14 protein-coding genes and 1 pseudogene are annotated in these 13,745 nt (G+C 62.9%); 10 read left to right on the top strand and 5 right to left on the bottom strand.

Annotated elements, in window-relative coordinates; genetic code table 11:
* Nucleotides 1-21: 21 nt before the first annotated feature.
* Together ycaC and AC244_RS30700 are read right to left on the bottom strand one after the other, a co-directional pair.
* The gene (gene ycaC, locus AC244_RS30705; protein WP_053252619.1) at nucleotides 22-651 is read right to left on the bottom strand and encodes an isochorismate family cysteine hydrolase YcaC; all 630 of its coding nucleotides are present in this window, start codon (nucleotides 649-651) and stop codon (nucleotides 22-24) included.
* Between the two features lie 93 nt (nucleotides 652-744).
* Entirely contained in the window at nucleotides 745-1,620 is an 876-nt protein-coding gene (locus AC244_RS30700) for a pirin family protein (RefSeq protein WP_053252618.1), read from the bottom strand.
* A gap of 125 nt (nucleotides 1,621-1,745) precedes the next feature.
* On the opposite strand from AC244_RS30700, the gene AC244_RS30695 reads away from it, so the two are divergent.
* On the top strand, nucleotides 1,746-2,666 hold the full coding sequence (locus AC244_RS30695; protein WP_053252617.1) for a LysR family transcriptional regulator: 921 nt from the start codon (nucleotides 1,746-1,748) through the stop codon (nucleotides 2,664-2,666).
* 40 nt (nucleotides 2,667-2,706) lie between these two features.
* Here AC244_RS30695 and AC244_RS30690 read toward each other — a convergent pair whose 3' ends face one another.
* Nucleotides 2,707-3,936: an ROK family transcriptional regulator gene (locus AC244_RS30690; protein WP_053252616.1), complete on the bottom strand. Its 1,230-nt coding sequence runs from the start codon at nucleotides 3,934-3,936 to the stop codon at nucleotides 2,707-2,709.
* Nucleotides 3,937-4,168: 232 nt separating this feature from the next.
* Here AC244_RS30690 and AC244_RS30685 point away from each other — a divergent pair, with 232 nt between their 5' ends.
* From AC244_RS30685 to AC244_RS30660, 6 genes are all read left to right on the top strand, one after another.
* A complete protein-coding gene (locus tag AC244_RS30685) occupies nucleotides 4,169-5,407 on the top strand; it encodes an extracellular solute-binding protein (RefSeq protein ID WP_053252615.1) in 1,239 nt (412 codons plus the stop codon).
* Between the two features lie 106 nt (nucleotides 5,408-5,513).
* Nucleotides 5,514-6,395: a carbohydrate ABC transporter permease gene (locus AC244_RS30680; RefSeq protein WP_053252614.1), complete on the top strand. Its 882-nt coding sequence runs from the start codon at nucleotides 5,514-5,516 to the stop codon at nucleotides 6,393-6,395.
* Nucleotides 6,395-7,240, top strand: a complete 846-nt coding sequence (locus AC244_RS30675) for a carbohydrate ABC transporter permease (protein WP_053252613.1) — start codon at nucleotides 6,395-6,397, stop codon at nucleotides 7,238-7,240. The genes AC244_RS30680 and AC244_RS30675 overlap by 1 nt, the downstream gene beginning before the upstream one ends.
* Nucleotides 7,237-8,262 carry an SIS domain-containing protein gene (locus AC244_RS30670; RefSeq protein WP_053252612.1) on the top strand — a complete coding sequence of 342 codons (1,026 nt, stop codon included), beginning with the start codon at nucleotides 7,237-7,239 and terminating at the stop codon, nucleotides 8,260-8,262. Before AC244_RS30675 ends, AC244_RS30670 begins: the two co-directional genes overlap by 4 nt.
* Before the next feature lie 3 nt (nucleotides 8,263-8,265).
* Nucleotides 8,266-9,201, top strand: a complete 936-nt coding sequence (locus AC244_RS30665; RefSeq protein ID WP_053252611.1) for a PfkB family carbohydrate kinase — start codon at nucleotides 8,266-8,268, stop codon at nucleotides 9,199-9,201.
* On the top strand, nucleotides 9,198-10,283 hold the full coding sequence (locus AC244_RS30660; protein ID WP_053252610.1) for an ABC transporter ATP-binding protein: 1,086 nt from the start codon (nucleotides 9,198-9,200) through the stop codon (nucleotides 10,281-10,283). The genes AC244_RS30665 and AC244_RS30660 overlap by 4 nt, the downstream gene beginning before the upstream one ends.
* Nucleotides 10,284-10,403: 120 nt before the next feature.
* Here AC244_RS30660 and AC244_RS30655 read toward each other — a convergent pair.
* A pseudogene (locus AC244_RS30655) lies at nucleotides 10,404-10,616 on the bottom strand (amino acid ABC transporter ATP-binding protein); the annotation flags it as partial.
* A 145-nt stretch (nucleotides 10,617-10,761) separates the two neighbouring features.
* Here AC244_RS30655 and AC244_RS30650 point away from each other — a divergent pair.
* Entirely contained in the window at nucleotides 10,762-11,820 is a 1,059-nt protein-coding gene (locus AC244_RS30650) for a D-TA family PLP-dependent enzyme (protein ID WP_053252608.1), read from the top strand.
* A 4-nt stretch (nucleotides 11,821-11,824) separates the two neighbouring features.
* Here AC244_RS30650 and AC244_RS30645 read toward each other — a convergent pair whose 3' ends face one another.
* Complete coding sequence (locus tag AC244_RS30645; RefSeq protein WP_053252607.1) at nucleotides 11,825-12,076, bottom strand: hypothetical protein; 252 nt, start codon at nucleotides 12,074-12,076, stop codon at nucleotides 11,825-11,827.
* A gap of 76 nt (nucleotides 12,077-12,152) precedes the next feature.
* Here AC244_RS30645 and AC244_RS30640 point away from each other — a divergent pair, with 76 nt between their 5' ends.
* Together AC244_RS30640 and AC244_RS30635 are read left to right on the top strand one after the other, a co-directional pair.
* A complete protein-coding gene (locus AC244_RS30640; protein ID WP_414735972.1) occupies nucleotides 12,153-13,190 on the top strand; it encodes a sulfate ABC transporter substrate-binding protein in 1,038 nt (345 codons plus the stop codon).
* A gap of 137 nt (nucleotides 13,191-13,327) precedes the next feature.
* Nucleotides 13,328-13,745 (top strand): ABC transporter permease (locus AC244_RS30635; RefSeq protein ID WP_414735971.1); only part of this gene is annotated, 418 nt, incomplete at its 3' end.

Here is a 13,745-nt window from a genome sequence, read left to right as displayed (position 1 = left end):
TCTCCTATGGTTGGCCCGCGACTAGCGGGAAGCCTTGGTGGTGGTGGTGTAGCTGTTGATCAGGTTGCGGTAGTCGGGGATGTGGTTGGAGAACAGCGTTCCAAGGCCCTCGATGTCGTTGCGCCAATCGCGATGCAATTCGCAGGCGACACCAAACCAGGTCATCAACTGGGCGCCGGCCTGCGACATCCGATCCCAAGCAGAATGGCGGGTGATTTCGTTGAACGTGCCGGAGGCATCTGTGGCGACGAAGACGTCGAAGCCTTCCTCGATGGCGGACAGCGCCGGGAATGCGACGCAGACCTCGGTGACGACGCCGGCAATGATCAGTTGCTTTTTGCCGGTGGCCTTGATCGCCTTGACGAAGTCTTCATTATCCCAGGCATTGATCTGGCCGGGGCGCGGGATGAAAGGCGCGTCCGGGAACATTTCCTTCAGTTCGGGCACGATCGGCCCGTTCGGCCCGTCCTCGAAGCTGGTCGTCAGAACCGTCGGCAGCTTGAAGTATTTCGCGAGGTCGGCGAGCGCCAGAACGTTGTTCTTGAACTTGTCGGGATCGATATCACGCACCAGCGAGAGCAGACCCGCCTGGTGGTCGACGAGCAGAACCGCCGCCTGATCCTTATCGAGACGCTTGTAGGTTTTTGCCATAGTGAAGACTCCTTGTCTTTCGTCATGTCCGCGTGCTCGGGCCGTTTGTCGGTTGTCATGGGCTCGGCGCGGAGATCCGAGCCCCCCGAGAACTCAAAGTGCTGGTGCCGAGACGGCACCGAAGCTGCCGTTCTGGAAGTCGGCGAAGGCCTGGCGGATTTCGTCGGCGGTGTTCATCACGAAGGGGCCATGCATGACCACCGGTTCGTCGATCGGCTCGCCGCTCAGCACAAGCACGGTCGCATCCGAGCTGGCGTCGAGCGTAATGGCACCGCCTTCGCGGCTCATGAGCCCAAACTGGGCTTCGCCGATCAGGTCGCTGCCGTTGACGAGCACGGTACCATGCAGCACCGCCAGACCGACCGCATGCCCCTCGGGCAGATTGAGCCCGAGCGAACCGCCCTCGCTCAGGCGAAGATCCCAAAGATTGATCGGCGTGAATGTCTGGGCCGGTCCGTCGCGACCATCAAATTCGCCGGCAATGATCCGCAGCGTGCCGGCCCCTTCCGGTAGCATCACCTCGGGAATGTCGCGGTTGAGCAAGGTCTGATATCCCGGCTTTGCGGACTTGGCGCGCGCCGGCAGGTTGACCCAGAGCTGGACCATTTCCAGCGTCCCGCCCTGTTTGGTGAATGCCTCGGAGTGATGTTCCTCGTGCAGGATCCCGCTGGCGGCAGTCATCCATTGCACGTCGCCCGGGCCGATATGGCCGCCATTGCCGGCGGAGTCGCGGTGGTCCACCTCTCCCCGATAGACAATGGTGACCGTCTCGAAGCCACGATGCGGATGCACGCCGACGCCACGCGGGCGGGTCGCCGGCCGAAATTCTGTCGGACCCGCATAGTCGAGCAGCAGGAACGGGCTTGCATGTTCGCCAACACTGTCATGGGAAAGCAACGAGCGGACCGGAAAGCCATCACCGACCCAATGTGGCCGGGGGTTTCCAAAGATGCCGAGTATCTTGCGCATGTCTGTTTCTCCGTGTGCATCGCCTTGCAAGCGATGACGTTGGGAGGAACATATTCCCGCGACAAACCTGGCGGTAGACAGCCAATTGGGACTATAGTGTCCTATCAATAGGACAATAATTCACCATGCAGGACTTGAACGACCTTAAGCTTTTCGTCGATGTCGTCGAGCAGAACGGCTTCGCCGCTGCCGCGCGCAAGCTCAACATGCCGCGTTCGCGGCTGAGCCGTCGCATCGGTATGCTGGAAGAGCGGCTCGGCGTCCGCCTTGTCCAGCGCTCGACGCGCCACTTTGTCGTGACAGAGATCGGCAGGGAGTATTACCGCCATTGCGTGGCAATGCTGGTGGAGGCGGAAGCCGCGCAAGAAGTGATCGACCGTACGCGCTCCGAGCCGCAGGGCATCGTGCATGTCAGCTGTCCCTCCTCGGTCCTCTATTTCCAGGTAGGGGAGATGATTGCCCGCTTCATGGCCGGCTGCCCGAAGGTCGAGGTGGTGCTCGAAAGCACCAACAGACAGGTGGACGTGCTGCGCGAAGGCATAGACATCGCCATTCGCGTCCGTTTCCCGCCGCTCGAGGAGAGCGATCTCGTCGTCAAGAGGCTGGCCGAGAGCGCTCAACGTCTGGTCGCCAGCCCCATATTGCTCGGCCATGACACCCGCCCGCTGACGCCGGCCGATCTCACGGCCCTCCCGAGCATGGCCTGGAATTCGAACCGGCAGGAGCATGATTGGTGCCTGGACGGGCCGAATGGCGCCAGCGCCATCGTGCGCCATTACCCGCGGCTCGTTACCGAAGACATGGTCGCCCTGCGCCTTGCGGCCCTGAAAGGCGTCGGCGTCACGCAACTGCCTGCAATGGTCGTGCGGCAGGACCTGAAGGATGGAACGCTGGTCGACGTGCTGCCCGACTGGGCGCCTCGGGCCGGGATCATTCACGCCGCTTTTCCATCCCGGCGCGGACTGCTTCCCTCGGTCAGGGCATTGCTCGACTTCCTCGCGGCCGAATATGCCGAACTCGCACGCCTGGACGAACCGAAAACATGATCGGTGCCGGCAGCCCAGGACGCACCGCTGAACGATAGCTTTACGAAAGGTCGGCTGTACGGATCTTCAGGATCGCGGAAAAGCGCGGGTCGAAGGTGCGACTGATCGGCTCGGCGGCAGCGCCGATCGCGACCGCCCAGGGATCGGTAAAGCCGATCTGCAGGCGCGGCAGGCTGCGATCGCGGCGATCGGCGAGGGACGGAAGCAGCGGCTGCATCGCATCCGTGATCAGCCGCGCCAGGCCAGGCGGAAGTCCGCCGCAAAGGATCACGGTCTGCGGGTCGAAGATGGTTTCGAGCGCTTGGACGGCCGCACGCAACTCGTAAACCGCTGCGTCCAGCCAACCGGGCAACCGGACATCCTCGCCGGTCACGGCCGCATCGATGCGGGCATAAAGGTCCGGGTCGGCCGGATCGAGCTCGAGCAATTTGCACAGGGAGGCGATCGACGCGCGATGTTCGAGCGGCGTGCGTTCTTGCTCGCTTGCACCGCGCGGCAGGCTGAGGATCATGCCGATCTCGCCAGCATTGCCGTTGGCGCCGCGATAAAGCTCGCCGTTGAGGATCAGCCCGGCGCCGAGGCCGTAGCCGAGATAGATGCAGATCGCGTGATCGACGCCATGCGCCGCGCCGACCAAACGCTCGGCCGTTGCCGCCGCCGCGGAATCGTTCTGCAGACCAACATCGAGGCCGGTCCCGGCGGCAAGCGTTTCAAGCAGCGGAAAATTCTGCCAGGCCGCCATCATCCAGGGATCGTCGTCCTCCCCTTCGATACCGAAGGGACCGGGCATCGCCGCACCGAGGCCAACCAGGCGATCCTCTGATTGCGGCGCGATCGACGCAAGGTCGCGTCGAGTCTTTTCGATCAGGTCGAGAAGGGTCTTCACGCCGGTCGCCGGCCCGCCGACCGGAAGGTTCGCCTCTCCCCGTGCGAGAACCGTGCCCACGAGGTCGACAGCGATGGTGCGGGTGACGTGACGATCGATCTGCAGGCCGATGGCGAAGGCACCTTCGGCAACCAGGCGATAGGGCGTCGACGGCTGCCCCCGGCCGCTGCGCACGACTGCCAGCGACTGGACCAACCCGTCACGCTCCAGCTCCTCGATGATGTTGGAAACCGTCTGCTTCGTCAGCGCCGTGGCGCGGGCAAGGTCGGCGCGGGACAGTTGCCCGTTCAACCGCAACGCATCGATCATGACGCGACGGTTGTGGGCGCTCGTCCCTTCCTGGTTGGTGCCGCTCTTGGCCCGGATCGGGCGTAAATCATTCATCTCCAAAACCCCTCTTGACACTGTTAGAATATTGAACAAGAAATAAGTCAAGACAATTGACTTAATTGGGAGCCGCAAAGAGCTCCGGGGGAACGACGGCGACGACCCCAGGTCGTCACAGACGCTCCGATAGATATGTCGACGGCCGTCCGCAAGCGGGCGGATTTCTCATATTCGGTGCACCGGGGAGGTACGCCGGGAAAACTGAACCACTCAGCTATTGGAGGCAGGAATGTTGAAATCCATTAAAACCACGTTGCTCAGCGCGACCTTGCTCGGCTTGTCCTTTGCCGGCCACGCCTATGCCGAAACGACGCTCAACGCGCTGTTCATGGCGCAGGCGGCCTATAGCGAGGCCGACGTGCGCGCCATGACCGAGGCCTTCACCAAGGCCAACCCGGATGTGAAGGTGAACCTCGAATTCGTTCCCTATGAAGGCCTGCACGACAAGACCGTGCTGGCGCAGGGCTCCGGCGGCGGCTACGACGTCGTGCTCTTCGACGTGATCTGGCCGGCCGAATACGCCGCCAACAAGGTGCTGGTCGATGTGTCCGACCGCATTACCGACGAGATGAAATCAGGTATCCTGCCGGGCGCCTGGACGACGGTCGAATATGACGCCAAGCGCTACGGCATGCCGTGGATCCTCGACACCAAATACCTGTTCTATAACAAGGAAATCCTTGAGAAGGCCGGCATCAAGGCGCCGCCGAAGACCTGGGACGAACTGACGGAACAGGCCAAGATCATCAAGGACAAGGGGCTGGTCGCAGCGCCGATCGCCTGGAGCTGGTCGCAAGCCGAAGCCGCGATCTGCGACTACACCACGCTTGTCAGCGCCTATGGCGGCAAGTTCATCGACGGCGGCAAGCCGGCGTTCACCTCGGGCGGCGGTCTCGACGCGCTCAATTACATGGTGACCAGCTACTCGTCGGGCCTGACCAATCCGAACTCGAAGGAATTCCTTGAGGAAGACGTTCGCAAGGTCTTCCAGAACGGTGAAGCCGCCTTCGCGCTCAACTGGACCTACATGTACAACCTCGCCAACGACCCGAAGGAAAGCAAGGTCGCCGGCAAGGTCGGCGTCGTGCCGGCACCGGGCGTCGCAGGCAAGAGCGAGGTTTCGGCCGTCAACGGCTCGATGGGCCTCGGCGTTACCTCGACCAGCAAGCACCCGGACGAGGCGTGGAAGTATATCGTCCACATGACCTCGCAGCAGACGCAGAACGCCTATGCCAAGCTGAGCCTGCCGATCTGGGCCTCTTCCTATGAAGATGCCACCGTCACCAAGGGCCAGGAAGAGCTGATCGCCGCTGCCAAGCTCGGTCTTGCAGCCATGTATCCGCGCCCGACGACGCCGAAATACCAGGAGCTTTCGACAGCCCTGCAGCAGGCGATCCAGGAAGCGTTGCTTGGCCAGGCATCCGCCGAGGATGCGCTCAAGACCGCCGCGGAAAACAGCGGACTCTGATCGCTTCGGTTTCGACCTCCCGGGTGGCATTGCCGCCCGGGACTCGCCGGAACGGTTTCACCGGCAATAGCATGATGGCCAAAATGGCCTAAAAGGTTCCCATCCCATGTCCGGTACCTGGATAACAACGCGCGCGTGGCTTCTGATGCTGCCGCTGCTCGTAGTCATGATCGCTGTCATCGGCTGGCCGCTGGTCGACACCGTCAGGCTTTCGTTCACCGACGCAAAGCTCGTCGGCACCGAAGGCAGCTTCGTCGGCCTCGACAACTATGCCAAAGTTCTCGGCGGTTCGAACTTCCAGCGGGCATTGGTCACGACCACATGGTTCGCGGTTGTCTCCGTGACCGCCGAAATGGTGATCGGCGTGCTGGCGGCGCTGCTGCTCAACCAGCAGTTCCGCGGCCGCACGGCGCTACGCGCTTTGATGATCCTGCCCTGGGCCTTGCCGACAGTCGTCAACGCGACGCTGTGGCGGCTGATCTATAATCCGGAATATGGCGCGCTCAACGCGGCCCTGACGCAGATCGGACTGATCGACAGCTATCGCTCCTGGCTCGGCGAACCCAGCTCGGCGCTGACGGCCCTGATCATCGCCGACTGTTGGAAGAACTTTCCGCTCGTGGCCTTGATCGCGCTTGCGGCCCTCCAGGCCGTGCCACGCGACATCACGGCCGCCTCGCTCGTCGACGGCGCCGGCCCGTTCAACCGCTTCCGCTATGTCATCATGCCCTATCTCGCGGGCCCGCTGCTCGTCGCACTCGTGCTGCGCACGATCGAAGCCTTCAAGGTTTTCGACATCATCTGGGTGATGACCCGCGGCGGTCCGGCCAACAGCACACGCACGCTGTCGATCCTCGTCTATCAGGAAGCCTTCTCGTTTCAGCGGGCAGGATCCGGCGCCTCGCTGGCGCTGATCGTCACCTTGCTCGTCACGATCCTGGCGGTCGCCTATGCGGCCCTGGTCCGCAAAGCTGCAGGAGCCACCTGATGGAACGCCAGAGCCCGCTGTTCACCGCCTTCGTCTACGCCTCAGCCCTGTTGCTGGCAGCCGTCATCCTGGCGCCCGTCCTGTGGCTCTTCATCATGAGCATTTCGTCTGCGGCCGACCTTTCGGCAAAGCCGCTCAACTGGTGGCCTGATGAGATCGACCTTTCACGCTACGGGCTGCTGCTGAGCACGCTCGAAAACAGCGCTGGCGCCGCCTTCGTCGCTTCGATCTTCAACAGCCTGAAGGTCGCCGGCATGGCGACGCTTGCGGCGATCGCCGTCGCCATCCCCTCGGCCTGGGCTGTGTCGCGCACGCCCTCAGTCTCGTGGTCGCTCTATGCGGTGATCGCGACCTACATGCTGCCACCAGTGGCGCTGGCCGTGCCGCTCTATATGGGGCTTGCCTATCTCGGCCTGTTGAATTCGGTCTTCGGCCTGGCGCTCGTCTATCTCACCATCCTTGCGCCCTTCACCACCTGGCTGTTGAAATCCGGCTTCGATTCCATTCCGAAGGAGATCGAGAGCGCTGCCATGATCGACGGCGCCAGGCTCGACCAGATCCTCAGGCTAATTACCCTGCCGCTCGCCGCCCCCGTGATGGCGACATCGGCGCTCTTTGCCTTCCTGCTGGCCTGGGACGAATTCTTCTATGCGCTGCTGTTCACCTCGGACCTGCGCGCAAAGACCCTGACGGTCGCCATCGCCGATCTCGCGGGCGGCCGGGTTTCCGACTACGGATTGATCGCAACCGCCGGCGTGCTTGCCGCCCTGCCCCCGGTGCTGATCGGCCTCGTCATGCAGAAAGCCCTGATTTCCGGGCTCACCAGCGGCGGCGTCAAGGGATGACCATGACCGATACCAGAAACCGCCCGGCCGGGCTCATTGCAATCGACCACGAAATGGCCCGCCAGGCCGCTGACGCCGTCGCGTCATTCCACGAAGCACAGGCGCTTGCCCGAGAGATCGCCGCGTCGCTCAAAGCGACCGGAAAGCTGCTGCTGCTGGGAATGGGCGGCTCGCATGCGGTCGGCCGCGCCGTCGAACCGCTCTACCGGGCCCACGGCATCGATGCGATCGCGCTGCCGCTGTCCGAACAGCTTGGGCAGCCGCTGCCGATCGAAGGCAAAACCATCCTCGTCACCTCCCAGTCCGGAGAAAGCGCCGAGGTTCTGCGCTGGTTCGCCGAGACGAATGGTGCGACCGGCGATATCTTCGGTCTGACCCTCGAAGGGGGTTCGTTCCTGGCCCGCAACGCCCCCTCCCTGGTCGGCGTCGGCGGCACCGAAAAGGCATTCGCCGCGACACGCAGCCTGACGATCAGCTTTGCGCTGCATCTTTCGGTCCTCGCCGCCCTTGGCGACGATCCCTCATCGGCACTACAGGCGATTGAAAACTGCCAAGCGCCTGACCTGACGGCAGCACTGGCGACGCTCGCGGACGTTCGCGCCGTCGTCACCTCGGGGCGCCAGATGCAAGGACTGGCCGAAGCGATCGGGCTCGGGCTGACGGAGCTGTCCCGGCTACCCTGCTTCTCCCTCGAAGGCGGGCAACTCCGGCACGGGCCGATGGAAATGCTCGGCCCGTCCGTTGGCGTCGTCTTGTTTCGCGCCGCCGATGCGACCGCCGGCCTCGTCAGTGCCATGGCGGTTTCCGCCGCCGAAGCCGGCTCGCCGGTCGTCGTATTCGATGCCTCCGGCGAAGCGCCGATCCCTGGCGTCACCACCCTTTCCTTCAAACCAGCCGCCGGAATGGCGGCGATCTTTGCGATGCTGCCGGTGGCGCAATTGTTCATGATCGCCTTTGCCGAAGCACGCGTCGCCGATGCCGGAACGCCGGTCAGGTCGACCAAAATCACCCGGAGCGAGTAAAGCATGCGTCCTCTTGTCGTCATCGGCAATGTCAACGTCGACCTTATTCTCGGGCCGGCTGCGCCCTGGCCGAAGGCCGGCACCGAAATCATCGTCGATCACGACGAGCTGCGCGTCGGCGGGTGTGCCGGCAACAGCGCGCTCGCCTGGGATTCGCTCGGCGTCGACTATGCGATCGCCGCCAATATCGGCAACGACCAGTTCGGCACCTGGCTGAAGGAAGCCTTTGCCGAGCGAGCAAGCGCCTGGCCGGTGGAAAGCGTCGGCACGACACTGTCGGTCGGCATCACCCACCCAGATGGCGAGCGTACCTTTTTCACCACCCGCGGGCACCTGCCGCTCTTCAGCTTCGACGAAGTCCGCGCGATGCTTGACGGTGAGCGCCTGCGTGGCGGCCTGGCGCTGCTTGCCGGCTCGTTCCTGACCGATGCCCTGACCGCCGCCTATGACGATGTCTTCGACTGGGCCGAGGCGCGGGATATCGCCGTGGCGCTCGACACCGGCTGGCCGCTCGACGGCTGGACGGATGTCAACTGTGCCGCAACCATCAGCTGGCTGACGCGCTGCCGGCTCGCGCTCTTCAACGAAGTCGAGACGACGACGCTGACCGGCCTTGCCGATGTCGCAGAGGCGGCGCGCGCGCTCAAGACACACATGCCCGCCGACGCGATCGTCGTCGTCAAGCGCGGGCCGAATGGCGCGCTTGCCCTCGGCCCGACCGGAGACATCGTCTCCGTCGCCGCGCCCCTGGTCAAAGTGGTCGACACGATCGGCGCGGGTGACGTGTTCAACGCCGGTTTCCTCGCCGCCCTTGCCGCCGGGATGCCGCTGGAAGAGTGCCTGCGCACCGGCGTCACCATCGCCTCGGAGGCGATCTCAACGCTGCCGCGCAGCTACGGAAAACCCTTGTCCGCCTTTCTTCAGGAGACGATCGCATGAGCGCGCTTGAGATCCGCAACATTCACAAGCGTTACGGCGAAGTCGAAACGCTGAAGGGCATCGACATCGCCCTGGAGAGCGGTGAGTTCCTTGTGCTGCTCGGCTCTTCGGGCTGCGGCAAGTCGACCCTGCTCAATATCATTGCCGGTCTTGCCGAGCCGAGCGGCGGTGACATTCGTATCGGCACCCGGTCGATCGTCGGCGTGCATCCCAAGGATCGCGACATCGCCATGGTGTTCCAATCCTATGCGCTCTACCCGAACATGAGCGTCGCCCGAAACATCGGCTTCGGCCTTGAAATGCGTAAAGTTCCGGCGCCTGAGCGAGAAAAGGCGGTCAATGAAACGGCAAAGCTGCTGCAGATCGAAAACTTGCTCGAGCGTAAGCCGAGCCAGCTTTCCGGCGGCCAGCGCCAGCGCGTCGCCATCGGCCGCGCACTGGTGCGAAACCCGCAGGTTTTCCTCTTCGACGAACCGCTGTCGAACCTCGACGCCAAGCTGCGCATGGAAATGCGCACGGAGCTGAAGCGGCTGCACCAATTGCTGAAGACGACCGTGGTCTATGTCACCCACGACCAGATCGAGGCGATGACGCTTGCGACGCGCATTGCCGTCATGCGCGATGGCCGTATCGAACAGCTCGGCACGCCGGAAGAGATCTACGATCGCCCGGCAACTCTCTATGTCGCCGGCTTCGTCGGCTCGCCGCCGATGAATATTTTCGAGGCCGACGTATCAGACAGCGGTTTGCGCGTGGAAGGCGGCGACGCTCCGATCGCCCTGCCGACGCGTTTTCACGGCAAGGTGTCGAATGGCCAACGTGTCAAGGTCGGCATCCGCCCGGAGGCGCTGCGGCTTGCAACAGACAAGGCAAATGCGCTGCGACTGACGGCGCGCGTCGAGGTTGTCGAACTGACCGGCCCCGAACTGGTGGTAACGGCACGCATCGGCGGCCAGCGCATCACCGCCTGTCTGCCGCCGCGCACGCAGCTGGCGATCGATGCGGAGCGAATATTCGCTTTCGACGAGGGCGCCTTGCATCTGTTCGACTCGGAAACGGGGCGATCGCTGCTTCTGGGTTAATGCGAGGCAAGGTTCAGTCGGTCTCGCTGCGTGTCCAGAGTCTAGAACGGCCGCAAGGGCGGCGATGGCGCGTTTCCGCGTCGCATCCCATGGCCGACCCTTGCGACCGGTGCCCGGGTCTCAATTGAACGACGACGTTTTCAGGAACTCGGCCAAGCGCTCGGTCTGCGGCTTCAGGAACATTTCCCTCGGGCTGCCCTCTTCGCCGATGCATCCCTGGTTCATGAAGATCACACGCGAAGCAACCTCATAGGCGAACCGCATCTCGTGGGTCACGAGCAACATGCTCATCCCGTCCGCCGCGAGCCCCTTGATCACCTGCATTCTCCCATTTTGGGTTCCCGATTATTGTTCCCATACAACGGACTATAGTCCTGAACAATGGTTTGACGTATGAAAAGCCGATGGTCATAACTTATCAAGGGCGGATGATGTAGCTTCGTCGTGTGCCGCGCCTGACAAAAGGAATTGATGAGCGATGCCCCTGCCGATCGAAACACCCGCCGTCCTGGTGGATATCGAGATTGCCAAACGCAACATCCGCACGTTCCAAGGCTACGCGGACGCGCATGGCATCCGCGTGCGGCCGCATATCAAGACCCACAAGCTGCCGCAGATGGCTGAGCTGCAACTGGAGGCAGGCGCCGTTGGCATCACCTGCCAGAAGGTGACCGAAGCCGAAGCCATGGTTGACGGCAGCGAGCGGATCTCAGACGTACTGATCACCTACAACATCCTCGGCACGCCAAAGCTTAACCGGCTCGAACGCCTCAACCGGCGCATCGCGCTGGCCGTCGTCGCCGACAATGAGACGGTCATCGACGGGCTTTCCGGCCATTTCGCCGACAAGGTGAAGCCGCTCAGCGTGTTCGTCGAATGCAATACCGGCGCGGACCGCTGCGGCGTCGGCACGCCCGAGGATGCCGCACGTCTGGCGAAGCGGATCAACGATGCCAAGGGCATCGAATTTGCTGGACTGATGACCTATCCGCCGATCGCCGGTGAGGCGAAGGTCCAGGCCTTCATGAGCGAAGCCAAGCGCCTGATCGAGGCGGACGGCATCGCCGTGCCTGCGATTACCTCCGGCGGCACGCCCAGCATGATGCATGCGGCCGGCGCGCCGATTGCGACCGAGTATCGGCCCGGCACCTACATCTACAACGACCGCTCCCTCGTTTCGCGCGGCGTCGCAACCTGGGACGACTGTGCCCTCACCGTGCTCGCCACCGTCGTCTCTGTGCCGTCGGAACACCGCGCGATCATCGATGCCGGCAGCAAGGTCCTGACCGCCGACCTTCTGGGTCTGACAGGCTATGGGCATGTGCTCGGCCGCGACGACATCCGCATAGACCAGCTCTCGGAGGAACATGGCAGGCTGGTGAGCGACGGACCGATCGGCTTGACTGTTGGAGAGCAACTGCGGATCGTTCCCAACCACGCCTGCGTCGTCACCAACATGGTCGACGCCGTGCATATCGTTGAAGGCGACGAGCCCAAGACCATTTGGCCGATCGTCGCGCGCGGCCACGTCCTCTAGTCCCTCAGCGGACGCAATCGCCGTATGGCCAACCTTTCCAACGCTGGCCGTCCGCCTGACGGGGCAGATACCCGTGAATCGCATTGTCGAAGCCGCGGCCAAACGGCAGCCCCGGAGAATCACCAATCGGAATTTTGGGGCGCGGCTGAGAAGACGCCATGCTATTCTCCAGCCCGTTCGCCGAGTAGCGAAGATCGGCGGGCAAACCGGCATCGGGCAAACCGTTCCCGAAAAAGGCACAATAACGATAGGACATTTCCCGATAGCCGCTTCCGGCATCATCAGTTTGCGTTGTGACAGTCGATTAAATTGATAGTTTTATCTGGTAACCGATGGAGGTCGAGATGGGCTTTGGACGAATTACCGGAATTGTGGGACTGGCAATTGTAGTCGGAGGCCTGCAGCTTGGCGCTGCAAGTGTGGCTTTTGCCGATACGACGATCCTGAACGTGTCCTATGACCCGACACGTGAACTTTACAAGGACTTCAACGCAGCCTTCGCTGAAAAGTGGAAGGCGGACACAGGCGAAACGGTAACGATCCAGACGTCGCATGGTGGCTCGGGCAAACAGGCCCGCTCCGTGATCGATGGCCTGCAGGCCGATGTCGTAACCCTCGCGCTTGAGGCAGATATCGACGCGATCGCCAAGGAAACCGGAAAGATCCCGGCCGACTGGAAGACCAAGTTCGAAAACAACAGCGCACCCTATACGTCGACAATCGTCTTCCTGGTGCGCAAGGGCAACCCGAAAGGCATCAAGGACTGGGGCGATCTCGTCAAGGACGACGTCCAGGTCATCACGCCGAACCCGAAGACGTCGGGCGGCGCGCGCTGGAACTTCCTCGCAGCCTGGGCTTACGCACGCGCTGCCAACAGCGGCGACGATGGCAAGGCACAGGAATTCGTGACGGAGCTGTTCAAGCACGTGCCGGTGCTCGATACCGGTGCACGTGGCTCGACCACCACCTTCGTCCAGCGCGGCCTTGGCGACGTGTTGCTCGCTTGGGAAAACGAAGCCTATCTTTCGCTTGAAGAACTCGGGCCCGATAATTTCGACATCGTCACGCCGTCGATCTCGATCAAGGCCGAGCCTCCGGTCGCGCTTGTCGACGGCAATGTCGATGCCAAGGGCACACGCAAGGTCGCCGAGGCCTATCTCGGTTACCTCTACAGTGATGCCGGCCAGAAAATCGCGGCGAAGCACTACTATCGCCCGTTCAAGCCGGAGGTCGCCGATCCCAAGGATGTCGCCCGCTTCGGTGAGCTCAAGCTCGTGACGATCGACGACTTCGGCGGCTGGAAGGAAGCGCAGCCGAAGTTCTTCGGCGAAGGTGGCCTGTTCGATCAGATCTACAAGCCGGGCCAATAATCGCACCTTGCTTGCGACAGGATGCAATCGGCCGGACCATCCGATCCGGCCGATTGCTTTGACAAGCCTGCAGGGGAATTGCGGGCATCAGGGGACCGCTTCGGTTTCACCGGGCGCATGGAAGAGGTGAGCTGGATTTGAGTGAGCATGGCCACAACAGGCGCTGGCGGTTTCGCCAGCCGAGTGTGCTTCCCGGGTTCGGTCTGGCGCTCGGCGTCACGCTGGCCTGGCTGGTGCTGATCATCCTGATCCCGCTGTCGGGCTTGATCTGGCGCTCGAGCAGTCTTGGCTGGTCGCAGTTCATGACGCTGGCGCTCGACACCCGCACCTTGAATGCGCTCAGGATCAGCTTCGGCACGGCCTTTGTCGCCGCCATCGTCAATCTCATCTTCGGCGTCATCCTCGCCTGGGTGCTGGTGCGCTATCGTTTCCCCGGCAAGCGGGTGATCGACGCCATGGTCGACCTGCCGTTTGCGCTGCCGACGGCGGTCGCCGGCATTGCGCTGGCGACGCTTTATGCCCCCAACGGCTGGATCGGCCAATTGCTGGAGCCGC

The sequence above is a fragment of the Ensifer adhaerens genome (assembly GCF_001270265.1).
Lineage (GTDB): Bacteria > Pseudomonadota > Alphaproteobacteria > Rhizobiales > Rhizobiaceae > Ensifer > Ensifer adhaerens_B.
This window is presented reverse-complemented; position numbering and strand designations above follow the sequence as displayed.

Coding starts and splice junctions, on each gene's coding strand:
- ycaC (WP_053252619.1), bottom strand. CDS start 651: ATGGCAAAAACCTACAAGCGTCTCGATAAGGATCAGGCGGCGGTTCTG.
- AC244_RS30700 (WP_053252618.1), bottom strand. CDS start 1,620: ATGCGCAAGATACTCGGCATCTTTGGAAACCCCCGGCCACATTGGGTC.
- AC244_RS30695 (WP_053252617.1), top strand. CDS start 1,746: ATGCAGGACTTGAACGACCTTAAGCTTTTCGTCGATGTCGTCGAGCAG.
- AC244_RS30690 (WP_053252616.1), bottom strand. CDS start 3,936: ATGAATGATTTACGCCCGATCCGGGCCAAGAGCGGCACCAACCAGGAA.
- AC244_RS30685 (WP_053252615.1), top strand. CDS start 4,169: ATGTTGAAATCCATTAAAACCACGTTGCTCAGCGCGACCTTGCTCGGC.
- AC244_RS30680 (WP_053252614.1), top strand. CDS start 5,514: ATGTCCGGTACCTGGATAACAACGCGCGCGTGGCTTCTGATGCTGCCG.
- AC244_RS30675 (WP_053252613.1), top strand. CDS start 6,395: ATGGAACGCCAGAGCCCGCTGTTCACCGCCTTCGTCTACGCCTCAGCC.
- AC244_RS30670 (WP_053252612.1), top strand. CDS start 7,237: ATGACCATGACCGATACCAGAAACCGCCCGGCCGGGCTCATTGCAATC.
- AC244_RS30665 (WP_053252611.1), top strand. CDS start 8,266: ATGCGTCCTCTTGTCGTCATCGGCAATGTCAACGTCGACCTTATTCTC.
- AC244_RS30660 (WP_053252610.1), top strand. CDS start 9,198: ATGAGCGCGCTTGAGATCCGCAACATTCACAAGCGTTACGGCGAAGTC.
- AC244_RS30650 (WP_053252608.1), top strand. CDS start 10,762: ATGCCCCTGCCGATCGAAACACCCGCCGTCCTGGTGGATATCGAGATT.
- AC244_RS30645 (WP_053252607.1), bottom strand. CDS start 12,076: ATGTCCTATCGTTATTGTGCCTTTTTCGGGAACGGTTTGCCCGATGCC.
- AC244_RS30640 (WP_414735972.1), top strand. CDS start 12,153: ATGGAGGTCGAGATGGGCTTTGGACGAATTACCGGAATTGTGGGACTG.